General features: G+C 49.6%; 19 protein-coding genes and 1 pseudogene. 11 read left to right on the top strand and 9 right to left on the bottom strand.

Annotated elements, in window-relative coordinates:
• Positions 1 to 105: 105 nt before the first annotated feature.
• The 3 genes from G5S52_RS07295 to G5S52_RS07305 all read right to left on the bottom strand — a co-directional run bounded on the left by G5S52_RS07295 (position 106) and on the right by G5S52_RS07305 (position 4,609).
• A complete protein-coding gene (locus tag G5S52_RS07295; protein ID WP_165012465.1) occupies positions 106 to 996 on the bottom strand; it encodes a LysR family transcriptional regulator in 891 nt (296 codons plus the stop codon).
• Between the two features lie 186 nt (positions 997 to 1,182).
• Positions 1,183 to 2,247: a porin gene (locus G5S52_RS07300; protein ID WP_165012466.1), complete on the bottom strand. Its 1,065-nt coding sequence runs from the start codon at positions 2,245 to 2,247 to the stop codon at positions 1,183 to 1,185.
• 478 nt (positions 2,248 to 2,725) lie between these two features.
• Positions 2,726 to 4,609: a sigma-54-dependent Fis family transcriptional regulator gene (locus G5S52_RS07305; RefSeq protein ID WP_165012467.1), complete on the bottom strand. Its 1,884-nt coding sequence runs from the start codon at positions 4,607 to 4,609 to the stop codon at positions 2,726 to 2,728.
• 266 nt (positions 4,610 to 4,875) lie between these two features.
• Between G5S52_RS07305 and G5S52_RS07310 the strand changes: the two are divergent.
• The 6 genes and pseudogenes from G5S52_RS07310 (at position 4,876) to G5S52_RS07335 (ending at position 10,822) form a co-directional block, all read left to right on the top strand.
• A pseudogene (locus tag G5S52_RS07310) lies at positions 4,876 to 5,978 on the top strand (ABC transporter ATP-binding protein).
• A 4-nt stretch (positions 5,979 to 5,982) separates the two neighbouring features.
• On the top strand, positions 5,983 to 7,119 hold the full coding sequence (locus G5S52_RS07315) for an ABC transporter ATP-binding protein (RefSeq protein ID WP_165012468.1): 1,137 nt from the start codon (positions 5,983 to 5,985) through the stop codon (positions 7,117 to 7,119).
• Positions 7,109 to 7,978 (top strand): carbohydrate ABC transporter permease, encoded by an 870-nt coding sequence (locus G5S52_RS07320; RefSeq protein WP_165012469.1) that lies wholly within the window; start codon positions 7,109 to 7,111, stop codon positions 7,976 to 7,978. Before G5S52_RS07315 ends, G5S52_RS07320 begins: the two co-directional genes overlap by 11 nt.
• 3 nt (positions 7,979 to 7,981) lie before the next feature.
• Complete coding sequence (locus G5S52_RS07325; RefSeq protein ID WP_002536748.1) at positions 7,982 to 8,779, top strand: carbohydrate ABC transporter permease; 798 nt, start codon at positions 7,982 to 7,984, stop codon at positions 8,777 to 8,779.
• Between the two features lie 11 nt (positions 8,780 to 8,790).
• Positions 8,791 to 9,063 carry a DUF2160 domain-containing protein gene (locus tag G5S52_RS07330; RefSeq protein WP_002536746.1) on the top strand — a complete coding sequence of 91 codons (273 nt, stop codon included), beginning with the start codon at positions 8,791 to 8,793 and terminating at the stop codon, positions 9,061 to 9,063.
• Positions 9,064 to 9,088: 25 nt separating this feature from the next.
• Positions 9,089 to 10,822, top strand: coding sequence for an ABC transporter substrate-binding protein (locus tag G5S52_RS07335; RefSeq protein ID WP_046303822.1), 1,734 nt, complete (start codon positions 9,089 to 9,091; stop codon positions 10,820 to 10,822).
• Between the two features lie 114 nt (positions 10,823 to 10,936).
• On the opposite strand, the gene G5S52_RS07340 is transcribed toward G5S52_RS07335, so the two are convergent.
• A complete protein-coding gene (locus G5S52_RS07340) occupies positions 10,937 to 13,258 on the bottom strand; it encodes a response regulator (protein ID WP_165012470.1) in 2,322 nt (773 codons plus the stop codon).
• A gap of 82 nt (positions 13,259 to 13,340) precedes the next feature.
• On the opposite strand from G5S52_RS07340, the gene G5S52_RS07345 reads away from it, so the two are divergent.
• Together G5S52_RS07345 and G5S52_RS07350 are read left to right on the top strand one after the other, a co-directional pair.
• Positions 13,341 to 14,123, top strand: coding sequence for a substrate-binding periplasmic protein (locus tag G5S52_RS07345; protein ID WP_165012471.1), 783 nt, complete (start codon positions 13,341 to 13,343; stop codon positions 14,121 to 14,123).
• A gap of 24 nt (positions 14,124 to 14,147) precedes the next feature.
• Complete coding sequence (locus G5S52_RS07350; protein WP_165012472.1) at positions 14,148 to 14,828, top strand: flagellar brake protein; 681 nt, start codon at positions 14,148 to 14,150, stop codon at positions 14,826 to 14,828.
• Between the two features lie 43 nt (positions 14,829 to 14,871).
• Here G5S52_RS07350 and hppD read toward each other — a convergent pair whose 3' ends face one another.
• From hppD to G5S52_RS07365, 3 genes are all read right to left on the bottom strand, one after another.
• Entirely contained in the window at positions 14,872 to 15,945 is a 1,074-nt protein-coding gene (hppD, locus tag G5S52_RS07355) for a 4-hydroxyphenylpyruvate dioxygenase (RefSeq protein ID WP_165012473.1), read from the bottom strand.
• Positions 15,946 to 16,134: 189 nt separating this feature from the next.
• Positions 16,135 to 16,482, bottom strand: a complete 348-nt coding sequence (locus G5S52_RS07360; RefSeq protein ID WP_165012474.1) for a DUF2750 domain-containing protein — start codon at positions 16,480 to 16,482, stop codon at positions 16,135 to 16,137.
• A gap of 135 nt (positions 16,483 to 16,617) precedes the next feature.
• On the bottom strand, positions 16,618 to 17,517 hold the full coding sequence (locus G5S52_RS07365; protein WP_165012475.1) for an AraC family transcriptional regulator: 900 nt from the start codon (positions 17,515 to 17,517) through the stop codon (positions 16,618 to 16,620).
• 180 nt (positions 17,518 to 17,697) lie between these two features.
• On the opposite strand from G5S52_RS07365, the gene G5S52_RS07370 reads away from it, so the two are divergent.
• From G5S52_RS07370 to G5S52_RS07380, 3 genes are all read left to right on the top strand, one after another.
• Entirely contained in the window at positions 17,698 to 18,597 is a 900-nt protein-coding gene (locus G5S52_RS07370) for a DMT family transporter (protein ID WP_165012476.1), read from the top strand.
• 252 nt (positions 18,598 to 18,849) lie between these two features.
• Positions 18,850 to 19,215 carry a cupin domain-containing protein gene (locus tag G5S52_RS07375; protein WP_165012477.1) on the top strand — a complete coding sequence of 122 codons (366 nt, stop codon included), beginning with the start codon at positions 18,850 to 18,852 and terminating at the stop codon, positions 19,213 to 19,215.
• A 187-nt stretch (positions 19,216 to 19,402) separates the two neighbouring features.
• Positions 19,403 to 20,017 (top strand): carbon-nitrogen hydrolase family protein, encoded by a 615-nt coding sequence (locus G5S52_RS07380; protein WP_165012478.1) that lies wholly within the window; start codon positions 19,403 to 19,405, stop codon positions 20,015 to 20,017.
• A 170-nt stretch (positions 20,018 to 20,187) separates the two neighbouring features.
• Here G5S52_RS07380 and G5S52_RS07385 read toward each other — a convergent pair whose 3' ends face one another.
• Both G5S52_RS07385 and G5S52_RS07390 read right to left on the bottom strand, forming a co-directional pair.
• Complete coding sequence (locus G5S52_RS07385; RefSeq protein WP_062707266.1) at positions 20,188 to 20,550, bottom strand: hypothetical protein; 363 nt, start codon at positions 20,548 to 20,550, stop codon at positions 20,188 to 20,190.
• Between the two features lie 172 nt (positions 20,551 to 20,722).
• Entirely contained in the window at positions 20,723 to 21,934 is a 1,212-nt protein-coding gene (locus G5S52_RS07390; protein ID WP_438590714.1) for an ABC transporter substrate-binding protein, read from the bottom strand.

Raw genomic sequence — 21,934 nt, forward strand, 5'->3', positions numbered from 1 at the left:
TGTAGTCATCTCCATCAAAAAGGAACAACAAAGAGCACGGCGTCAGTCAACTCGCCCGAAGGGAGGCCATCAATGCGCGCAGCTTCAGGTCGTTTGGGTATAATATCAGCAGGGGTTTTCCAGCAGAAAGTCCTTGAACTTGCTGGCAACGGGAGAGGCAACCCCAGAAGGGTGATAATAGAGATTAAGACTCCAAGTACTGGTTTCAAAGTCTTGCATCAGCGGGACAAGCGCGCCATTTTTAATCGCAGGTTCAGTCACAAATTTTGGCAGATAAGCCACACCAGCCCCTTGAGTCACGCCACGAAGCAACAGGTCGCTGTCGTTCACTTCAATGGTTTTCGGCACTTTCATGACGATGGTTTCCACGCCTTTTTGGAAAATCCATTCGTTACTGCCCGTGAGTGTGGTCGCCACCAGACAGGCATGATCCTGCAAATCTTCCGGCTGCGTCGGTAAGCCCTGCTTTTCTGTGTAGTTGGGAGAAGCGACGACCATAAAGGGGGAAGCCAACAGTTCCCGCTTAACCAGCATAAGATCCTTTTCTCTATAACCCTGAAACCGCGCGTTAGCACTGATCATCAAATCGCTGGTACTGGCATGGTCGAGCGCCCAGGGCGTGACATTGATATTGAACGTCACTTTCGGGTTGAGTCTGGAATACTCGGTGATTTTATCCATCAGGTAATGGTTGGCATAAACCGGCGTGCAGGCGATATTGATGTGGCCTTTCTCATGGTCCTGAAAGCCTTCCAGCTTACGGCTGATGCGTTCGGCTCGGTCGACAATGGGCGAGAACTCTTCATAAAGCGTCTGGCCAGCTGGGGTGGCTTCTAAAAGGCGGTTGGAACGATGGCAAAGTGTCGTGCCGAAATGCTGCTCTAGCTCCTGTAGCCAGCGACTGCCTGCCGACACTGAAACGTTAAACTGGCGCGCTGCAGAGGAAATAGACCCAGTGCGGATCACATAGATAAAGAACGCCATTTTATCGAGCATGGAATCTCTCCGAAGCTGAGTCAGAACATGTGCTAAATCTCTTTGTAAAATATTCGGTTAACTTTTGCACGTGCGTCACGGGCAGTTTTTGGATTTGTTCCGAACTCAACAAGCAGATACAACAAAGCCCAGCATCCTGCTGGGCTTTAAAGACAGTGCGAAGTTTAAGCGTGTTTTACTGATTGATTACCAGTATACGCGTGCACCGATTGCGTACTTAGTTTCGCTATCAGTTGCGCTAGGCGCTACGCTGAAACCGTCGTTTTTGTTGTTTTTATAACCAGCAGTCACACCGTCTGAGTAACCCATCTCAGCCCACAGGCGGAAGTAAGAGTTAAACTTGTGCACTGCACCTACATATACGTTGGTGTAGTCATCTTTTGCTGAAGCCTGAACATCATCTGCACTCAGTTCAACTTCTGAATATTCGTAACCACCATACACTGCAGACTTGTCAGACAGGCCGTAGTTTAGTGCCAGTGTGTAACCTTCACGATCCAGGTCTACTGCAAGTGCACTACTCTCGATGCTGCTGTTTGCGTACTGAACGCCCACTGTCAGGTCACCGAATGAACGCTCTGCCCAAAGGGTGTAGTAAAGGTCATCTACACTGCCTGAGCTAACTTTCAGTGTGGTGCTGTCGTTGACTTTGTAGTCAAAAGCACCGTGCTCTTGCTCAGCAGAAGAAACACCTGCGGTGAATGAGAAGCCCGCGATATCTTTGCTAACAAACAGCTCTGCAACTTCTGCCGATGCGCCGTCTTCTGGCAGGCCGTAGCTTGCATCAAATGTCGCAAAATCAGTTTCCAGGATATAGCGAATTGCGCTGTCGTGCTTACCACCAGAAACAGTACCTTCTACAATGTGAGAACCACCGAACCAGTATGAGTTGTCAACACCCCACAGGTCATCAGCAGTCAGGTATTGTTTACCCAGAATCACTTTGCCGAAGTCACCGGTAAAGCCGAAGTAGCCCAAGCGGTTAGCCATTGCATCTTTGTCATAGCTGATGCTGTATTCAAGTCTTGCGAACACATCAACGTCTTCAGTCACAGTGTAAAGAGCGTTGACACCGGCACGTGAACTGCCGTCGTTCAGCGTCAAATCTTCATCTGGAGATTTAGCCAGAGTAGCGCGAAGTTGACCGTAAACCTCTACCGAACCAGCGTCGCCGCTGTATGCTTCAAATGCGTTTACATTGCCTGCTAAAAGTACTGCCGGGATTGCTACTGCTAAAAGTGTCTTTTTCATAGAATACGTTCCTGTATTTCTTATAAATTCCATTTGCAAAATGCTGCGAGATGAAAATTAACATTCTGAAAACACAGAGTTCAACGCTATAAAAATTAACAAAATAAGCTATTGACAGTTACATTGACCATAAATTACTCAGTTATCTATTCTTCATAAAATTCCTTCTTATTTGAATACACAGTCACAAAAGTGAAACAAAACCACATTTAGTGAGGTTAATCATTCACCTTTGAATCAACAAAACCTCAGTGATAACAATCCATTAACCGCTCAATAATTAACCAATATTCACCCTGAGAGCAGAAATGTGATTTGCGACACACTTCTCGATATGAGCAAATTATCATTAGTCGTTTCATCCTATTTCTTCGCGCCATGGCGAAAATTGCGTGTAACACGCCGCCGTAGTTGTTGACACGGCGAATACCACAAGCCCGATCAATTGATAACTTGAATGCTTTGTTGGTGATAAAGGCTATTTAAGCCCTAATGCACGAAGACGTTTATAGATAGTGTTTCGGCTCACGCCGGAAAGTTCAGCGATGCGGGTAATGTTCCCATCTGTTGCGGAATAAAGTTCTGGTAGGGTGTCTTTCCAGCCAAGCGTTTGGGGAAGAGGCGCTTCATTTTGGCGCGTATTGGGCGCTTCCAGCGAAGTCGGCTGGGCTTTCAGGTCGAAGAAAAAGTCATCGGGAAGATGGTGGGTATGGATCATATTACCGTCGGACAAAGCCAGTGCGACACGCAGGGTGTTAAACAACTGCCGAATGTTACCCGGCCAAGGGTGCTGTTCGAATAGGTCTAGTACCTCATTGCTAACGGGGGGTTGATTGTCCTCTGTCAGCTCATTCAACAAGCGTTCGACCAAGGCTTTGACATCATTCCTTTCGGCCAGAGAAGGGAGAAACAACGTCAGCCCATTTATCCGGTAATACAAATCATCGCGAAACTGTTTCTTGGATACGGCTTCACGCAAGGGCTGGTGGGTCGCACTGATCACACGAAAATCAACAGGGTAGCTGTCCGTGCTTCCTAATGGCGTCACCACTTTTTCCTGCAGCACACGCAACAGTCTTGCCTGCACATGAAGCGGCATGTCCCCAATTTCATCGAGCAGCAAAGTGCCGCCATCAGCTTGCCTGATATAACCCATGCTGCCTTTGTTATTGGCACCGGTAAACGCCCCTTTCACATAACCAAAAAGCTCCGATTCCACCAGCTCGGTGGGAATCGCGGCACAATTTACCGCCACAAACTTCTTATCCGCCCGGTCGGAAGATGCATGCACCGCTTTGGCAAAGACTTCCTTGCCAGCGCCTGTTTCTCCCTGAATGACTAATGGAATATCGCTGTTGACCACACTGGCAGCCTGCTTGATCGCCTTCTGCATTTTCAGATCGCCAAGATCCAAGTCTGAAAGTCGACGCTCACCAGATACGTTTGCAACGGGCTTAGGCTCACCCTTTATTTGAACGGCAGGCAGTGGCGATGGCGGTGTGCGGATCATATTGGTGAGCGGGCGTTTGAGCGTACCAAACAAGCGATAGTTTGAAATACCGAGGAAGGAGAGCGTTTGATTTTCTGGATGCGCTGATAATTTTAGCGTGGTGATCCCAGTCACCATTTCGATGTTCAGCCCTTTCAGCACATGCCCGACTAACAAATCTGCCCGTCGGTTGGCGGCGACAATCTCGCCTGCGTCATTGAAAACCAGTAATCCCGCCCACTGGCTGGTGTGGTTATCCTCGCTGTTATTGAACACCAAGGTGTAATAGTGCTGACGATATGTCGCCATGATGAGTTGGTTCTCAACCGACTGCGTCATCACTTTCACCATGCCATTCACATGAGAAGTAGGTAGATAAGCATCAGAGGAGATGTTCAATACCCCGACAAGCTCACGCTCACTGTTAAAGATGGGTGCAGCAGAAGCGGTCATATAACGATTAGCGATCAGATAGTGCTCATCCCGACCGACGACAACGGATTCGCCAGTCTGTAATGCTGTGCCTACAGCGTTGGTGCCATTAAACCGCTCAAGCCAACTCGTCCCCTGCTCGAATAGGTGCCCTTCCATTTGGTCAATAAAGCCAGGACGCCCCCACCGGCTAAGCAAGTTTCCGCTGCTGTCAGCGAGTAAAACTAAGCTGTTGCTGTTTACCAGAATATTTTCATAGTAAGGCAGCACCTGTTCTTGTGTTGTCACTATCAGGTCTTTGGATTTGCCTTGTGCATCCTCCCAATCCCCTTTGTTCAAACGAATGATTGCTGGCGCGCTCTTTGGGTTAAGCCCAAATGAGCGGCACCGTTTCCAAGACGCCTGTATAACCTCATCGTGAGAGTGAGCTAGATCGCTCATTTGACCACCAATCCGTGCGCGTTCGAACAACAACAAGACTGTCAAGCATTGTTCACATTTTGTTAACAGTCAACAAATATGTTCACACTTCTTACACAGTGACGCTGTTCACACTTATTCTTATCCCTTTAAATTCAGTGAATTAACATTAATTTAACTTCTGGCACGAATCTAGCGTATGACATTCGGATTCGAAAATTAATGCGCGTTCGCGCAATTGACGATGTCGCCAGTACAGCACGTCGTTATTTACACAGGGAGTTTACATGTCACTCGAATTGGAGAACGTCACAAGGATCAGCAACCATGAAACGTGGTTGGACGATATTAACCTGAGGATAGAACCCGGTTCTTTTAACGTCTTGCTCGGCAGAACACTGGCGGGGAAAACGAGTTTAATGCGCCTGATGGCAGGGTTGGATAAACCCACCAGCGGCCGCGTGCTCTTCAATGGACAGGATGTCACTGGCGTACCCGTGCGGGAACGCAATGTCTCCATGGTCTATCAACAATTTATCAATTACCCAAACCTGACCGTCTTCGAAAACATCGCCTCACCGCTGCGATTGGAAAAACAGCCTGAAGCACTCATCAAGCAGAAAGTGCAGGAAACAGCGGAGATGCTTCACATTGAACAGTTTCTCGATCGACTGCCTCTCGAATTATCAGGCGGTCAACAACAACGCACAGCCATGGCAAGAGCACTGGTGAAAAACGCTGACTTAATTCTGTTTGATGAGCCTTTGGTTAATCTCGACTACAAACTGCGTGAGGAGCTTCGTCAGGAAATGCGCGAGCTGTTTGCCGAGCGCAACACCATCGCGGTTTACGCCACCACAGAGCCTAACGAAGCGCTTGCTCTTGGCGGTAATGTGGTTCTGATGCACGAAGGTAAGGTGATTCAATCCGGGCCAACCGCAGAGGTTTACCACCACCCTTCTTCAGTCACCAGTGCTGAACTGTTTGGTGAGCCTCCCATTAATTTGATCCGTGGCCGTGTCGGTGGCGGCAACGTTTCTTCGACGAACACATTCACTTTCCGCTCAACACTGATCTTGGTGAATTAACCGACGGGGAATATCAGTTTGGCATCCGCCCTAATCACCTCAGTTTGGTGCCGAACAATGATGACGATTTAGAGCTGACCGTTGATGTCGAGTTGGCGGAGATCAGCGGCAGTGAAACTTTCCTGCACGTAAGAAACCGCGACATCAATATGGTGCTCCACTTACCGGGGGTTCACGACTACGACGTTGATCAGAAGATCAGTATTTATGTGCCTACCCACAAACTTTATGTCTTCGATGAGTCACAGAAGCTCATTCAGTCTGCGCGTCGAGTCCAGTCAACGCCGGGCATAGGGGGGTAACAATATGGCAGAAATCATTCTTAATTCTCTGGCGCATTCCTACAAGGCTTCACCTCAAAGCCGCGAGGATTATGCCATCCGGAAAATGACCCACACCTGGCGCAATGGCGGTGCCTACGCCTTGTTGGGGCCTTCCGGTTGCGGCAAAAGCACCATGCTGAACATTATCTCCGGCCTGCTGACACCGTCAGAAGGGGAAGTCATGTTCGATAACCAGGATGTCAGCCAACTTGCGCCACAAGAGCGCAACATCGCGCAGGTTTTCCAGTTTCCTGTGGTGTACGACACCATGACGGTATACGACAACCTCGCCTTCCCACTTCGCAACATGAAAACACCAGAAGCCAAGGTACGTTCGCGTGTCAGTGAAGTGGCTGAGCTCTTGGAACTCAACAGCGTGCTGGATAAACGCGCCAGCAACCTTAACGCGGATGAAAAGCAGAAAGTCTCTATGGGACGCGGTCTGGTGCGTGAAGATGTCTCCGCCATTCTGTTTGATGAACCACTCACCGTTATCGACCCTCACCTGAAATGGAAACTGCGCCGCAAGCTTCGCCAGATCCATGAACAATTCAACATCACCATGATTTACGTGACCCACGATCAGCTCGAAGCCGCCACCTTCGCAGAAGAGATCGCCGTGATGTTTGACGGTGCGATCGTGCAGTTTGGCTCTCCACGTGAACTGTTCGAGCGGCCCAACCACACCTTCGTTGGCTTCTTCATTGGCAGCCCAGGCATGAACCTCTTGCCTGTTCAACGTTCCGGTGATGGCAATGTCTCTTTTGAAGACATGCCCATCACCCTAACGGACGCCCAGCGCCAGATGCTGGAAAACACCAGCAGCAAGAATATTAAGGTCGGCATTCGTCCTGAATTCGTGCATGTGTGGCAGGAAAAACGGGAGGATTCTTGGGAAGTGCCCATTCAGCACGTAGAGGATTTGGGCACCTACAAAATCGTCACGGCGATGTTCGGTACCCAACCCATCAAACTACGCATCGCTGAAGAAGCGCCGATTCCTCAAGGGTGCGCCCATATCAGCTTTCCAGCTCAGTGGCTAAAGCTCTACATCGACGAATATCTGGCCGGAGAGCCGGAAGAAAGCACAAGCGCGACAGGAGGTCAGGATGCAAACTAAGACGGAAAATAACCGCGCCTGGCTGCTGGTACTCCCAGTATTCCTGCTGGTCGCCTTCTCCGCCATCATCCCTTTGATGACGGTGGTGAACTACTCGATTCAGGATATTTTCGATCAGAACACCCGCTACTTCGTGGGTACAGAATGGTACAAGGAAATCCTGAACGACCCACGTTTACACGACTCTCTGGTTCGCCAGTTTATCTACTCTTTCTGCGTACTGGCGATTGAAATTCCGCTGGGTATCGCGGTGGCGCTGTGCATGCCTGCTCGCGGTTTCAAAGCCTCGCTGGTGTTGATCGTTCTCGCCATTCCCCTTCTTATCCCCTGGAACGTTGTCGGTACCATCTGGCAGATATTCGGGCGAGCAGATATCGGCTTACTCGGCTGGTTCCTCAATAGCATTGGGGTGGAGTACAACTATGCCTCCGATCCGGTCGATGCGTGGATTACCGTGCTGGTGATGGATGTCTGGCACTGGACATCTCTGGTTGCCTTGCTTTGTTACTCCGGCCTTCGAGCTATTCCGGATGTTTACTATCAAGCCGCGAAAATCGACCGCGCATCGAACTGGGCTGTGTTCCGCTACATCCAGCTACCCAAACTGAAGAGTGTGCTGCTCCTCGGTGTCCTGCTGCGGTTTATGGACAGCTTCATGATCTATACCGAGCCCTTCGTACTGACAGGCGGTGGTCCGGGTAACGCAACCACTTTCCTTTCACAGGCATTAACCAAGATGGCCGTAGGTCAGTTTGATATCGGCCCTGCCGCCGCCTTCTCGATCATCTACTTCCTCATCATCTTACTGGTGTCCTGGGTGTTCTATACCGCAATGACCAACATGGACAAAAGGAGCTAAGCCATGAACAGAAAAACCTTTGGCCTGCTCGCCTACATTGTGTTTCTGATGACGCCGATTTACTGGCTGCTGATGATGTCATTTAAAACCAACGAAGAGATTTTAGGTGGCCTCACCTTCTGGCCACAGAGCTTCACGTTGGAGAACTATGCGGTCATCTTCTCCGACCCAAGTTGGTATTCGGGGTATCTGAACTCACTCACCTACGTGAGTATCAACACCCTGCTATCACTGGCGGTTGCGTTGCCTGCCGCTTATGCGTTCTCGCGCTATAAGTTTATCGGCGACAAGCACCTCTTTTTCTGGCTGCTGACCAACAGAATGGCACCACCAGCAGTATTCCTATTGCCCTTCTTCCAGCTCTACAGCTCCGTGGGTTTGTTCGATACCCATATCGCTGTGGCACTCGCCCACTGCCTTTTCAACGTACCGCTCGCGGTATGGATTCTGGAAGGCTTTATGAGCGGCGTGCCAAAGGAGATTGATGAAACCGCCTACATCGACGGATACAGCTTCCCGCGCTTCTTTGGGCGGATCTTTATTCCGATGATCCGCTCAGGGATCGGTGTCACCGCGTTCTTCTGCTTTATGTTCAGCTGGGTTGAGCTACTGCTGGCGCGAACACTCACCTCTGTTAACGCAAAACCTATTGTGGCGACCATGACCCGAACCGTCAGTGCCTCTGGCATCGACTGGGGTGTGCTCGCCGCAGCGGGTGTGTTGACCATTGTTCCCGGCCTGTTGGTGATTTGGTTTGTGCGTAACCACGTAGCCAAAGGCTTTGCACTCGGACGTGTATAAGGAGAAATGACATGAATTGGATGGCCTGGACACTCCCGAGCGCCCTGTTTTTTATCACCATTGCCTGCATGTTGGTGGCAATGACCGTATTCGAAGTACTCCGTCCTTGTGTGGAAAGGAAAGGATTTTTGCCTATCCGCACAACCCGGGGTGATCGACTCTTTATAGGACTGCTCGGCAGTGCCTATATCCACCTTTTCTTCATCGGAATGACGGATCTGCCTATCTGGTATCCCTTCGGGATCGCCATCGTGTGGCTTATCTCGGTTTTACGTTGGGGTTAGGACAAAACGACAAAGGAGCGAAACTATGAAGCAATTGCCTGCTGTAAACAAATGGACACCGCTTGGGTTCATGATCAGCTTGCTACTGGCGCCGGCGGCCCTCGCCGATCAGTACAGCGACGCAGCAAAGAAGTGGGTTGGCGATGAGTTTACCCCTTCCACGCTAAGCCAAGAGGAACAGCTCAAGGAAATGGCCTGGTTTACAGACGCTGCCAAACCTTTCCGTGGCATGGAAATCAAGGTTGTCTCAGAAACCATTACCACCCATGAGTATGAGTCCAAAGTGCTGGCGAAAGCCTTCGAGGAAATTACCGGCATCAAGGTCACTCATGACCTGATTCAGGAAGGCGACGTGGTGGAAAAACTGCAAACGGAGATGCAGTCTAACCGCAGTATCTACGATGCCTATATCAATGACTCTGATTTGATTGGTACCCACTTCCGCTACGGCAAAGTGTTCCCAATCAGTGATTACATGGTGGGCGAAGGGAAAGACGTGACCCTGCCTACTCTGGATTTGGACGATTTCATTGGCATCAGTTTCACCACCGGCCCGGACGGCAAAATCTACCAACTGCCTGATCAGCAGTTCGCTAACCTCTATTGGTTCCGCGCCGACTGGTTTGCCCGTGATGACCTGAAAGCCAAGTTCAAAGACATTTACGGCTATGAACTCGGTGTACCGGTTAACTGGTCTGCCTATGAAGACATCGCCGAATTCTTCTCTGTTCACGTGAAAGAGATCGATGGCGAACGCGTTTACGGCCACATGGATTACGGGAAGAAAGACCCTTCTCTGGGTTGGCGCTTCACTGACGCCTGGTTCTCAATGGCAGGTGCCGGTGACAAAGGTATTCCAAACGGTACGCCAGTTGATGAATGGGGTATCCGTGTTGAAGGCTGTTCACCCGTAGGCTCCAGCGTTGAGCGTGGCGGTGCCACTAACGGCCCTGCGGCTGTGTATGCCACCACCAAATACGTTGACTGGTTGAGTGATTACGCGCCACCGGAAGCACAGGGCATGACCTTCTCTGAGGCAGGCCCAGTTCCTGCTCAGGGTTCGATTGCACAGCAAATCTTCTGGTACACCGCCTTTACCGCTGACATGACCAAACCGGGTCTGGCTGTAGTGAATGAAGATGGCACGCCAAAATGGCGCATGGCACCTTCACCTCGCGGTCCTTACTGGGAAGATGGCATGAAACTCGGTTATCAGGATGCCGGTTCATGGACTCTGATGAAATCGACCGATCCAAAACGCCGCATGGCGGCATGGCTTTACGCGCAGTTTACTGTGGCGAAATCCGTGTCTCTTAAGAAAACCCTGGTGGGTCTGACGCCTATCCGTGAGTCTGATATCAACTCTCAGGCAATGACAGACGTGGCACCGAAACTGGGTGGCTTGGTGGAATTCTACCGCAGCCCTGCGCGTGTGCAATGGACACCAACCGGTACCAATGTGCCTGACTATCCAAAACTGGCACAGCTGTGGTGGCAATTTATTGCGGAAGCAGCAAACGGCGAGAAAACCCCTCAGGAAGCACTGGACGGTTTGGCGAAAGCGCAAGACCGCGTACTTCAGCGTCTTGAGCGTGCAAAAGTACAAGGCGACTGTGGTCCTAAGCTGAACAAGCCACGTGATGCAGAGTACTGGCTGAATCTGCCGGGCGCACCGAAAGCCAAGCTGAGCAACGAGAAACCGCAAGGCCAGACCATCAACTACGATGAACTGCTCCAGCAATGGAAGTCAGCAATGTAAAAGAGAGCAACGACGACGAGAGGTTTTGTCTTGTTGAAGATGTAACGAGTCCAAGTAAGCCAAACGCCTGCGAAAGCAGGCGTTTTTATTTGCGAAGGTTTGTCACCCCGCCCCTCAGATCGATTTAGCCTTTCCCTGCTCAGAACCCGGCATATGCGTTTTGATCATCCGCTCCAGTTCCGCTTTGCTAACCGGCTTGGCGATGTAATCATCCATGCCGCATTTCAGGCATTCATCCCTGTCCTGTGCCGTCGCATTAGCTGTCAAGGCAACAATCGGTGTATGAGGCGCATATTCATGCTCACGAAGGAGTCGGGAAGCCTGATATCCATCCATGATGGGCATTTGGCAATCCATAAAGATCAGATCGAACATGCCTTCTTTACAATAATCGATCGCCACCTGTCCGTTTTCGGCGACCACTACTTCCACCCCGAGTTTCCCAAGCATGGCCTGTGTCACCCGCTGGTTCACCAGCGTGTCTTCCACTACTAACACACGGCCTGAGTAAGTCGAAGGTTCAGCCAAACCAGTCTCTTTCAACGCTTGCTCTTCTTTGTGAGCCGACATGGAAATCACGCCGAGTTTCGCCTGTTGTCCACGCAGGATGCGCGTCAGGTGATTGCGAAGATCGTTAAACTTATACGGTCTGGAAAGGTACCCTTCGATGTTGAAGCTCTCCAGCTTCACATTGTCATGCACTTCCGGCGCGGCGGTGATCATCATCAGGCTCGGACAGCGCTTGCCAAAACGCTTGCGTAATTTAGAAGCGATCGAAAAGCCATCTGAATTCGGCATCAACTTATCCAGAATCACGATCTTGAACGGCTTAGCCGTGTCGATACGCTCTGCGATCATCTCTTCCGCATCTTCAGGGTGGACACAACATGTCACCTGACAGCCCAAGTTACCCAATTGTGCACTGGTGATCCTCATGTTCAAACGGCTGTCGTCCACCAGTAGCATGGCAGCGTCAGAGAAAAGCAAGGCATCAACCGGGGTTGCTTCCGGCATTTGGGCGCGCTCGAAAGTTACCGTGAAAAAGAAACGGCTTCCTTCTCCCTCCTGACTTTCCACTTCAATGTGACCGCCCATGAGTTCGACGATCTGACTCGAAATCGCAAGGCCCAATCCCGTTCCGCCAAAGTTTCGGCTCATGCTGCCATCGGCCTGTTCAAACTTTTCAAAAATGGTGTCGAGTTTGTCGGCGGGGATACCAATCCCCGAATCCTTAACATCAAAGCGCACTGTGATGTGATCCCCTGCCTCATCAACCTGCTGGATATCAACACGCACGCTACCACTTTGGGTGAACTTCACGGCGTTCCCGACCAGATTAATCATTACCTGTCGAAGCCGCGGCGCATCACCCATCAGTAGTGGTGACAGATCCTGATCGAGGCGACATTCGAACTCCAGCCCCTTTTCCTTGGTGCGAAGCCGGAACAAATGCTCGATGTCTTTGCAAAGCTCAAACAGGTTGAGCTCAACAAAGTCCAGTTCCAACTTACCCGCTTCGATTTTGGAGAAGTCGAGAATATCGTTGATGATATCAAGCAGCGACAATGATGACGTTTCCAGCATTTCGATAAACTCGCGCTGTTCGTCATCCAAACGGGTGCCTTTCAGCAATGATGCCATTCCAATGATGCCGTTCATTGGCGTGCGAATTTCATGGCTCATGTTGGCCAGAAATTCACTCTTTTTCTGGTTGGCCATTTCCGCCTGTATCTTGGCATTTTTCAGCTCTGAGCTGTATTCGCGCATTTTCTCGATCGTGTCATTGTACTGGGTGTACAGCGTCACCAGTTCTTCGCCCATTTTTTTGTTCGGACGCTCAATAGGCTGCGGCAAGTTATCAGCCCCAAACTTGGTTACACCATGAGATATCCAGACCAGTGGCCTTACGACATCAACATAAACGATAAAGAACACCAGACCACCAAGCACCAGCGTTGCGCCGCCCAGGAAAAGCAGCAACATGACAAAACGTTCGATCAGCGCGTTGTAAATACCTTCAAGGCCCACTTCAACTTGCAGATAGCCCAGTTGATAGGTCTTGCCAAATTGCTGATGAACCAATGGCCACTGGTAAGAAAACTTGGGTTCAAGCGGCATTTCTCCGAATTCCGCCAGTGTCCGTTCATCATCAAAAACACGGATATAGCTAATATCAGGATCGCGGAAAATCCCTTGCGCGGTGACTTGCAACTGGGTGGAGTCTTCCTGCCAGACACTGTTAGTAATACTGGCCAGATCGGTCTTTTGAATCAGCAACGCATTTTGACGCATCTGTTCAGTGCGTGCCTGATAATCCAAATACAAGGCAAACGCCGCTACCAAGAATGCAAGAAGACTACAAACGAGAAGAACACGGCCCACTAAACGTGCTGCCATGCTGGAAGGCGGAGGAAGATTCTCTTTTTGATTCAACATAGTCTAGGCTTATTAATGTCTTAAATTTAAAGCACCTACCTCTAAGAATAGCCACGATTTGTAAACTTGGATGGTCAAAACTATGTCCGAAAAGAAACCCATTCCCAGCGTCCTTTATCGTGTCATCGGCGTGCCGGTGATATTTGCTCTGCTCTCTGCCACCGCTTCAGCAACAGTGTTGGAATACTTTGTGATACAAGATCAGGCCGAGCCACTGCAGATACAAACCAAAGGTGAGAACCATCGTGGCATTGTCACCGATGTTTTAAAACAGGCTTTTGACGGCACTGAGCACCAATTGGTCATCCACACCTACCCATTTAACCGCTACCTTGCTGAACTCAATAAACACAAAGACAAAAACTGGGTCACCTATGGCAGCCCGGCTTGGGGCGATATGCAAGCCGTTAACCTTTCCGAGTACCCGGTTTTAGAGGTCGAGCACAGCATTCTTAGCCGGTCAGATTCAGATTTTGTTTACCAAACCCCGGATGATTTAAATGGAAAGATCACCGTACTCCTGTTCGGCTTCGACTACCCCGGCCTTGAAGAGCAAATAGAAAAAGGGGCGGTCAGTGAAGTTCGGGTCAAAAACTACGACTCAGCTTTCCGTGTGGTTGATCGCCTCAAAAATGTCGGCGGTTTTGTTGAAATGGATCTGAGGCTCAAATACCACCTCAAACGTCTCGGCTACACCCAAAACGACTACACCCTTTTTGAGGTCAACAACCTGATCCCGAAATACAACATCCATTTAGCCTATTCACCGGGTATAGACCCAAAGCTACAACAGTTTATGGACAAACGTTTGCAGGAAATGCGCAATAACGGTCAGCTGGCAAGCATCATCAGCAACTATTTGTAACCGTCGTCGGGGGAATCAATCGTTATGCAAGCAGTGAAGAAAGATTCGACGGATAGTTTTTACCGACTCTTGTCTGTGGGGGCTCGGCTTAATATCGAGCTTTCTGACGATCCCAAAAAAACGCAGGTCACCTCCCGCATTGTTGGCTATCGCAAAGATCAGTTTTTGCTGATTGACTGCCCAAACGGTCAGGATCCCATCATCGAACGTTTTTTTATTCCTAACAACGAGCTGATTATCCGCGCCATCACTGACAGTGAATTCCGCGACGTCATTGCTTTCCGCTCCTTAGTGATGGGCGTGATTCAAAAGCCCATCCGCCTGTTGATTGTGTCGTTGCCGGAAAGTATTGCACACCGACAAATCCGGCAGGAACCCCGTATTGATACCAGCCTTACCCTGCGCGCTGAAACAGACGAAGGCCCATTCAAAGGCCGACTTGTCGATTACTCTGTATCAGGCTGCTGCCTTTCAGCATCGGGGGATGAACATCTTTTCTTCGAAGATGAAACCCTGAAAATCCACATTGAGTACGGCAGCGATCTTAAAGGTGTCATCACCGGAAAAGTCGTTACCGTGAACAATGACAAAGAACCGCCAACCGCGGGTATTCGTTTTGATAAGAGCAGTTCTACGCTGCGCAAAGAGTTTTTCTACCAGTTGCTATTCGACATGCGGGCGAACGACCGATCCCTTGATGTTTAACGAAGAACAGGCCGATTGGCCTGTTCCAAGTTTTAAGGGCGGTTTAACCTGCGTCCAACACACCTCGGCGGATTTGGTCGAGTTCAATCGACTCAAACAGCGCCTGAAAGTTACCTTCACCGAAGCCTTGATTACCTTTACGCTGGATGATTTCAAAGAAAACGGGTCCAATCACAGTGTCGGTAAAAATCTGCAGCAGAATGCCTGTTTCCACATTGCCATCAATCAGCACTCGCAGCTCTCTTAGCTGATCAACACTCTCTTCATGGCCTTCCACACGGTCATTCACTTTCTCATAGTAAGTGTCTGGCGTGTCCATAAAGCGCATGCCCCGGCTTCTCAGCGACTCGACAGTTTTGTAGATGTCCTCAGTGCTGAGGGCAATATGTTGAATACCTTCGCCGTTGTACTCTTTGAGGTATTCCGCGATTTGGGATTTATCATCGCTGGACTCGTTAATTGGGATGCGGATTTTGCCACAAGGTGCAGTAAGGGCGCGGGATTTTAACCCCGTCAGCTTGCCTTCAATATCAAAGAAACGGATTTCCTTGAAGTTCGCAATACGGTCATAGAAATCGGCCCACACATCCATGTTGCCTTTCTCAACGTTGTGGGTCAGATGATCAATCACCTGTAATCCCGCGTCAGAAGCTGCAAGACGTTCACGCCAGTCTGGGTAGTAGTCAAAATCGATGTCATAGATTTCCTTGTCACCATAACGGTCAACAAGGTAGAGGTAAGAATCGCCAATGCCATGGATAGCAGGAATATTCAGTTCCATTGGCCCCACACGTGCATCGCACGCCGTTGCGCCTTGCTTCACAGCGTAATCGACAGCACGTCGTGCATCTTTCACTCTGAACGCCATGGCGTTCACACTGGCACCATGCGCTTTGGCGAAACCCTCTGCCTGAGAGTCAATTTCACCGTTAACAATGAAATTGATATCCCCCTGGCGGTATAGCCACACGTCTTTGTGCTTGTGCTTGGCGATTTCCGCAAACCCCATCAGTGAAAACAGGTTTTTCAGATCAGCAATGCCTTTGGCATTCGGCGCGGTATATTCCACAAATTCGAAGCCGTCAGTCCCCATTGGGTTGATTGTTGTCGTTGCCATCGTTAATCCTCCTACCAAGCGATCCCTTGCAATGGGTCGCAACACTGAAAAGTTGTTACGACCTTGTTAATTCACCTAAATAGGAATAGCAGTCGGTAACGGAAGAAGGCAACGCAAGCACACGTGCTACAGGTGAGCACGGTGTAAAGAGGATTTTGTACATGGAGATTGACAGTGAATCACAACCCCTTATTGAATAAGGAATTTTTGTGCAAGTTCGACAGGTTCTACTTCTTCACCACACAGATCATGGCCCCAATCTGGCCCCAGCATCACCGCATCATTAGCGAGATCCACCAGCCATTCCTCCACGAACTCCTCAACAGAAATAGCAACAGGTGCAAAGTCAGCCCACTCATCAATACAGTGAATTTCCGCCGCTTCACGGGATGACCAAAACGGCATCACATCCGTATCTTCGTAGATAGCTGAATCACAAATCACCCAACCATCTTTACAGTGTAAACCCCATATCGCGCCCGTTTCTCGGGAAGCGTGCACGAAATGCTCTAAAGGCGTGGTGTTCAAGGTCGTCATGCAGGCTCTCCTATGCATCGCAATAATTGACCAGTTAGCGGGAAATCAGTTTTCCCAACTTCTCAATCTATGCGCCATGAGAGCAAAGGCGTGTATTAAAAGTGAGGATCATGCAGAAGCGCTTTCAAACTGGCTTTAACGTCGGTTTTGTGCCTTACGAAAAGCAGCGGGTGTCATGCCGACACGTTGCTTGAACTGCTGGGAAAGGTGTTGTTGAGAAGAGAAGCCACAGGCGTCGGCAATCTCCGCAAGCGGCAGAATATTTTCTTGAAGCAGATCTTTGGCACGGGCAATGCGCCGTGACAACACATACTGGTGTGGCGTGCAGTCGAAGCTGACTTTAAACATACGCGCAAAGTGGAACTCACTGAGCTGAGTCAGTATTGCCAAATCGCTTAAGGAAAAAGACTGCATCAGGTGGCTTTCAATGAAATCTATCACCAGCCGCTGGTTTTGAGGCGACAATCCACCTTGTGATTGCGGCAATTGCAATGGCAACTGACAATAACGGCGCACCAAGTGAAGCAACAGCATTTGCTGGGCATGAGACATCATCAGCTTATCCGTATCGCTTTCCCAATCCAGTTGCAGCATGGTCTGGCGCACCAATTGATTGACGAAAGGATCATCAACAAAGGTGCACTCTTTAAGCTCAATATGCTGGCCCTCTTTGTCGAACACCTGTTCAGCAAAGTTCTGTAGATGCTTCTGTTCGAAGTAGAAATGGAAGAAGCTGAAGGGATCGGCAAAAGACCATTGCGAGCGATGATCGGTTGGCATCAGACACAGCTTGTCTTCACCACCAAACATGTCACCACCGGACAAGCAGCGTTTGGTATTCTGTCCGCCGCTAAGATAAAAACTCAACGTATGGTGACCCGGCTTTTCATAGCTGGCGCTGCCGTGACTGTTACTCCATACTGCTGATCCCAGGCCATTGTCCTGCCAGATTTCATTGTGCAGCCGCGCCGTGTTGTCCTTCAACACGTTGTAAACTCGCTGCCTTTTGAGGGTTTGAGACGAATCCTTGTCCATTGATATACCGCTCCTTTCTCTTTTTCAATATATCGGTACTTCCGCTGGTTGAACATGCTTCGAAGGAAAAAAGCGCAAGAATCTATAAAAACCGCAGGATGCTGAAAGCCTAAAAAATGTCTCAGAGATAGATTGGCGACAAAACAACGATAGTTGGCTGATGTAAGGATAAGGGAAGTTATGAACGCAACGCTGTATGTCATCACGGTATTAATCTGGGGAACCACCTGGTTGGCGATTGCCTTCCAGATTGGAGACACCCCGGTTGTTGTCTCTGTGGGATGGCGGTTTGCTATTGCATCCGCTGCGCTTCTGGCATGGCTTGCCCTTCGCGGCAAGCTGCCCCGGCTTTCCAAAGAAAACCACAAAATGGCAGTGCTGCTGGCGCTTTGCCTGTTCTCCAATAACTTTCTCTGTTTCTATTTCGCCACCCAGTACATTCCAAGTGGGCTCAACGCGGTCGTCTTTTCCCTCGCCCCGATCCTGAATGCGCTCAACCTCTGGTGGCTTGAGAAAAAACGTCCCGACGCGTCTTTCATCCAAGGGGCACTCATGGGTTTTTCTGGCATCTTGATGCTGTTTGGCGCCCAGTTCATTCACTCCGCCATGGATCTCACCATTTTGCTCGGCCTTGGGGTCACCTTTGTCGGCACTTACTTCTTTTCCATGGGTAATCTGGTTTCTGCCCGCGCACAACAAAAAGGTATGCCACTGTTGCCAACCACAGGCTGGGCCATGGGTTATGGCGCGCTGTACCTGTTCGCCATCGCCTTGTTCATGGGTCATTCACTCGCCTTCACCACCACGCCGCTGTATGTATCCGCGTTGGTCTATCTCGCCATCATCGGCTCTGTGGTCGGTTTCAATACTTACCTTGCGTTGGTTGGACGCATTGGCGCGGCGAAAGCGGCTTACTGCACCGTCCTCTTCCCGCTGGTTGCCTTGTCTTTGTCGACCATTTTTGAAGGCTATGAATGGACATGGCAATCGGTGCTCGGCGTGATGCTGGTGGTTGGTGGAAACCTGAGAGTGTTTGGCTTACCAGAGCCTGTAAAACGCTGGTACCACGCCCACCGCTAAACACTCTATTTTTTATTCTGCCGCCAGCTGAATAACCCAAACCATGCTGATCAAAACCGGCCAAAGCCAGGATGGGATGCCGAGCGTAAATGAGTGTTTGTTTGGTTGCTTTTTCATCGTCTTGCCCTCTTTTGTTTGATTTGGTGATTAAAGCGAACAAAGCGGGCAATACAGGCGTTAAGAAATGGCATTATGACGAACAATAGTGACCAAAATATGGCAGTAACGTTCACGCTACCTAGGAATACTGAGATGGACAAAATTACCCTGACCGACAAATTTTCTCTGTTTGATGAAATTTGGACGCCCAAAATCATCGCGGAATCTAACGGACAATTAGTGAAGATCGCCAAAGGCAGCGGCGAGTTGGTTTGGCATAGCCATGAGAATGAGGATGAACTGTTTCTGGTGCTGAAGGGTCAGCTGACCTTAAAGCTTCGCGACAGAGACATTGTGCTCAATCCGGGGGAATTGTTTGTGGTGCCAAAAGGTGTGGAACATTGTCCGATGGCAAAGGAAGATACCCACTTCATGATGATTGAACCAGCGTCCACCCAGCACACAGGCGCGCTGGAAACTGATGTCACAGTGTCAGCAGATGCGCAGGAGTGGATTTAGACTTCATCACGACCCCAGTGCTCTAGAGTTTCGATTTCGCTTATCTTCTTGAACATGCATTTCAGTGATTCTCACGACATACCTCACGTATGTCTTTACCACTGATTTTTCCAATACTACTTTGTGGCAGATTAGCTTCCCACAAAGAGATTGCTACCAAGCATTGGGGAACATCAGAGGAGGTATTTTGAACGTCGGGATTATCCAAATGCCTATGGCGTGGAGCTTAGATGAAAACGTCGCCGAAATATCACGGCTATGCGCCCGCTTCAATCGCCTAGATCTGCTTATTTTTCCCGAGCTTGCTACAACCGGTTTCCATCGAGAAGTGCTCAGTCATTCTAATGAAGAGACCACGCGACGAGCTATTGATTTTCTTGCTAGTTCGGCATACCAAGCAAGGGTAAACATCATGGTCGGGACGCCTACCTACTTCGATGGTGCGATTTACAATAGCTACCTTTTACTTGGCCGCTGTGGAACTTTGAAGTCTCAGTGGCACAAAGTCGGCTTAACACAAAGTGAAAGACGCATATTCTCAGAGGGGTCAGGTCGAAATAATTACTCTCTCAACGGCTTAGACATTGGGGTGGTGATTTGCAGAGAAATTGATGACCTCAACTGGTTTCTGACTGAAATCTCTCCCAATATGCCAGATATCATCGTGTGGCCGGGGTACATGGAGGCAACACCTCGCTCTCCAACAGCGAGTACGATCAAGCCGCGGATGCAAAAGCACCTAAGGCGTTATCGGAAGCAACAAACGCAACACTCATCCAATGCAATTGGCCACATGCATTGAATTTTACTGATGGTAAACCTTTGGGTGGTAGTCAGATAATCAAACCTGGTTACGAGCCTCTTTACCTACCAGCAACAAAGCTTGTGTTGGGATATATGACACGCTAAGGCACGACTTGGAAGTGATAGATATTTGATTGGTATCGCCAGTCAATGAAAGAGTTGCGGAAACTAAACCTTGAAGTTGTAACTCGTCTCGCCTTCGTTAGGCGTGATGGTTTTTTCGACCTGTTTTAAGAGTTGCTGCTGACCTTGGGTGTAAGCGGAGAATTTTGCCATTTTGGCTTCCTGCTCCGCCACGCGGTCTATCAAGCCACGGTAATCTCCACGCTGTGGCGAATCTTCCTGTGCTTTATCCGCCTGCATTTTCTCTTCGCGCTCTTTTCGGAGCATTTCCGCTCGTTCTGCGGGAGTCAACGACTGATCAGTTTTCACGCCTTCATTACGCGCGCCATACTGCGCCTCATCTTTCTCACGCTGACGCGCGCTGAGGTACATGTTGTTCGAGTAACTGGCGTTGATCAGATTTGGCATTGCCCTTTCCTGTCAGCAATTCATTTTACACATCGGGATCTTAAATTTAGTACAGGGTGTTAGAGTACGGCATATATTTTCCTCTTTTACATGCCTAAACCACCTGTACAAAAAAGAAGCAAGCGTTATGCCAATAACGCTTGCTTCTGATTCTAAAGGTTTGATATATCGGTTATTGCTTGAAAGTACGCTTGCGCGTTTTTTCCAGCTTCTCAAGAATTTTGTCGATTCGGTCTGGGTGGACCATATATTGTTGGAAGCCCTTCATGCCTTCTTTCGCCATCGCAGGATCGGTATCACGGTCGTAGAACTGCGCAGTACCCGCCGCTTCACCCAGCATCACAACACCTGCATTCAGGAACTCATCATCCTTCGGTGTCGCTTTATTGTTGGTTGGAATTTGCAGCAACGCTTCGTTAATCATGGTCTGGATTTCAGGCTGCGCCACAAACGCCAGGAATTTACGCGCATCTTCTTTGTTCTTCGCTTTGGAAGGAATATGCAGGGTATCCATTGGCGCATCTTCTGCCATTGGCACACTGGCATCAATCACGGGGAACTGGAAAAAGCCCATGTTTGGACGCACTTCTTCGGTAAAGTTTGCCGCGAGGAAATTCCCCATCAGATACATCGCTGCTTCGCCGTTGTAAAGGAAAGGCTGGGCTTCCTGCCAAGAGTAAGAAGCGTGGTTGTCGAGATAGTAGCCCGGCTCAACCAGATCATTCCATTTTTCGAATACGGCTTTCACGCGTGGATCGGTGTAAGGCACTTTGCCATCCATCAGATCGATGTGGAAATCGAGACCATTAACACGCATGTTCAGATAATCGAACCAACCCGCTGCCGTCCAAAGATACTTAGTACCGATCGTAAATGGCGTCACGCCGTTGTCTTTGAGTGTTTTAGAGGCAGCAACCAAGTCATCCCACGTTTTAGGCACCGCAATGCCGTATTTATCGAACAGGTCTTTGCGGTAGTAGATACCCCATTGGTAATAGGTATAAGGCACCCCGTATTGCTTGCCGTTGACGCTCATCGCAGGCATAGCACTGGCAAAATCTTTGTCCATACCATTGGCTTGCCACACATCGCTCACGTCTTCAAACAAACCACGGTCGACGAAGGTTTTCATTCGGTTACCCGCATACCAGAACACCACATCCGGCGGAGAAGTCACCAGCCAGTTACGAATCGTGGTCTTGTAAGCTTCGTGGTCATACAGGTTGTATTTTACCGTGATATCCGGGTTCGCCTGTTCAAACTTTTCAATCACCTCTGCCCAGGCTTTCTTTGGTGCTGGGTCTGAGGCATCAGAGTTAATCACCAGCGTCCCTGCGGTTACTGAACCACTGAGCGCCAGCATCAGAGCGCTGATCATGCCCAT

The organism is Grimontia sedimenti (assembly GCF_011045095.1).
Classification (GTDB): Bacteria; Pseudomonadota; Gammaproteobacteria; order Enterobacterales; family Vibrionaceae; genus Enterovibrio; species Enterovibrio sedimenti.